The organism is Nocardia sp. NPDC060220 (assembly GCF_042727815.1).
GTDB lineage: Bacteria > Actinomycetota > Actinomycetes > Mycobacteriales > Mycobacteriaceae > Nocardia.
The window spans coordinates 1-2,217 of the sequence record NZ_JBHWZY010001015.1 but is presented as its reverse complement, the minus strand read 5'-3'; the positions used below and the strand labels follow the sequence as shown (position 1 = coordinate 2,217).

Genomic DNA, 2,217 nt, shown 5'->3' with positions numbered 1-2,217 from the left:
GCCCTACGCCCGCTCGACGCCGCTGTTCTACTACAACAAGGACGTCTGGGCGAAGGCCGGACTGCCCGACCGCGGCCCGAACTCCTGGCAGGAATTCGACGAGTGGGGCCCGAAGCTGCAGTCGCTCGTCGGCGCCGACAAGTTCGCGCACGCCTGGGGTGACGCGAAGAACTACCTGGGCTGGACCTTCCAGGGCCCGAACTGGACCTTCGGCGGCGCCTACTCCGATCAGTGGAAGCTGAAGTTCACCGATCCGGGTTCGATCGCCGCGGCCACGTACCTGCGCGACTCGATCAACGTCAAGAAGTACGCCGCGATCCGCCCGCAGATCGCGGTCGACTTCGGCACCGGCGTCGCGGCCTCGACCATCGCCTCCACCGGCGACCTCAAGGGCATCAAGAAGAACGCCGACGGCAAGTTCGAGGTCGGCACCGCGTTCCTGCCGCACCCGAACGGTCCCGGCGTCACCACCGGCGGCGCCGGTCTGGCGATTCCGTCGCGGATCTCGGACACGCGAAAGGTCAACGCGCTCAAGTTTATCGAGTTCATCACCAATGCGGCCAACACGGCGTACTTCACGCAGAACACGGGCTATATGCCGGTGCGCAAGTCGGCCGTGACCGACCCCAGCGAGATCGACTTCCTGGCGAAGAACCCCAACTCCAAGGTCGCCATCGACCAGCTCTCGGTAGCGAAGTCGCAGGACTACGCGCGCGTGTTCGTGCCCGGCGCCGATCAGATCATCGGTACCGGCTACGAGCAGATCGGTCTCCAGAACGCCGATCCGGCAACAGTTCTCGCGAAGGTGGCCGCCGACGTGCAGGCGATCATCGACCGGCAGATCACGCCCAAGCTGCCCAAGTAGTTCCCCCACGGGCCGGTGGTTCGTTGTGACCACCGGCCCGTTTCGCTTTCCCCGCTAGGAGAATTCGCCATGGCGACAGTGCAGTTCGACGGTGTGACCCATCGCTATCCCGGCGCCGACGCCCCCGCCGTCGACGCACTCGACATCGACATCGCCGATGGTGAATTCCTCGTGCTGGTCGGCCCATCGGGCTGCGGCAAGTCGACCAGTCTGCGGATGCTGGCCGGACTCGAATCCGTCGAGGCGGGCACGATTCGGATCGGTGAGCGCGATGTCACCGACCTGCCGCCGCGCGCCCGCGACGTGGCGATGGTGTTCCAGAGCTACGCGCTCTACCCGAACATGACCGTCGCCGAGAACATGGGCTTCGCGCTGCGCAACGCGGGAATGTCGAAGTCCGACACCTTGGTTCGGGTGAAGGAAGCCGCGGCGATGCTCGAACTCGAGCCGCTGCTCGACCGCAAACCGGCCAAGCTCTCCGGCGGCCAGCGTCAGCGCGTGGCCATGGGCCGGGCCATCGTGCGCCGCCCCCAGGTGTTCTGCATGGACGAGCCGCTGTCCAACCTGGACGCGAAGTTGCGGGTGAGCACCCGATCCCAGATCGCCGCGTTGCAGCAGCGACTCGGCACGACCACCGTCTACGTCACCCACGACCAGGTGGAGGCGATGACGATGGGGCACCGTGTCGCGGTGCTGCGCGACGGAAGGTTGCAGCAGATCGCGTCTCCGCGTGAGCTGTACGACAATCCGCTGAACACCTTCGTCGCCGGGTTCATCGGCTCGCCCGGCATGAACCTGCTCGAAGCGCCCGTCGTCGACGGCGAGGCGGTGCTCGACGGTCTGCGAATCCCGTTGCCTCGCACTGTTTCCGGTACGCGCGTCGTTCTAGGCATCCGCCCCGAATCCTGGGAAGTCACCACCGATCCCGCCGGGATCACCGTCGTCGCCGAACTACTCGAGGAACTCGGCGCCGAATCCTTCGTCTACACCCACGGCGCGGGCACCGACTGGTCCACCCGCTCGGGCAAGATCGTGGTCCGAGTCGATCGCCGGTTCCAGACCACGCTCGGCGAGACCTTGCACCTGCGGCCGAAGCCGGAGGAAGTCTTCTTCTTCGACGCCGGCACCGAACTGCGTTTGCGCTGATCAGGCATTCGGTCAGGCGGTACCGCGACGCGGCCGAGCGGCTTGCGCTAGGACAGGCCCGCCGCTGTGCGTCGGCCGATCGCGGCGTTGAGGGCGTCGAGTTCGGCGAGGATGTCGGTGGCGGCCCAGATTCGGTTTCGTTTGGAGTCGGAGACGACATCGAGGATCCCCACGTCGACGAGTCGTTCGAGGGCACGGTAGGTAGC

2 protein-coding genes and 1 pseudogene are annotated in these 2,217 nt (G+C 66.3%); 2 read left to right on the top strand and 1 reads right to left on the bottom strand.

The features are described 5' to 3' along the window. Nucleotides 1–865, top strand: an 865-nt coding sequence (locus ACFWF3_RS33025; protein WP_379317828.1) for an extracellular solute-binding protein, incomplete at its 5' end; no start/stop codon positions are given. Nucleotides 866–934: 69 nt separating this feature from the next. Continuing rightward, a complete protein-coding gene (locus ACFWF3_RS33020) occupies nucleotides 935–2,011 on the top strand; it encodes an ABC transporter ATP-binding protein (RefSeq protein WP_379317826.1) in 1,077 nt (358 codons plus the stop codon). Nucleotides 2,012–2,058: 47 nt separating this feature from the next. Here the strand turns inward: ACFWF3_RS33020 and ACFWF3_RS33015 are convergent. Continuing rightward, nucleotides 2,059–2,217 (bottom strand): annotated as a pseudogene (locus ACFWF3_RS33015) (Fic family protein); the annotation flags it as partial.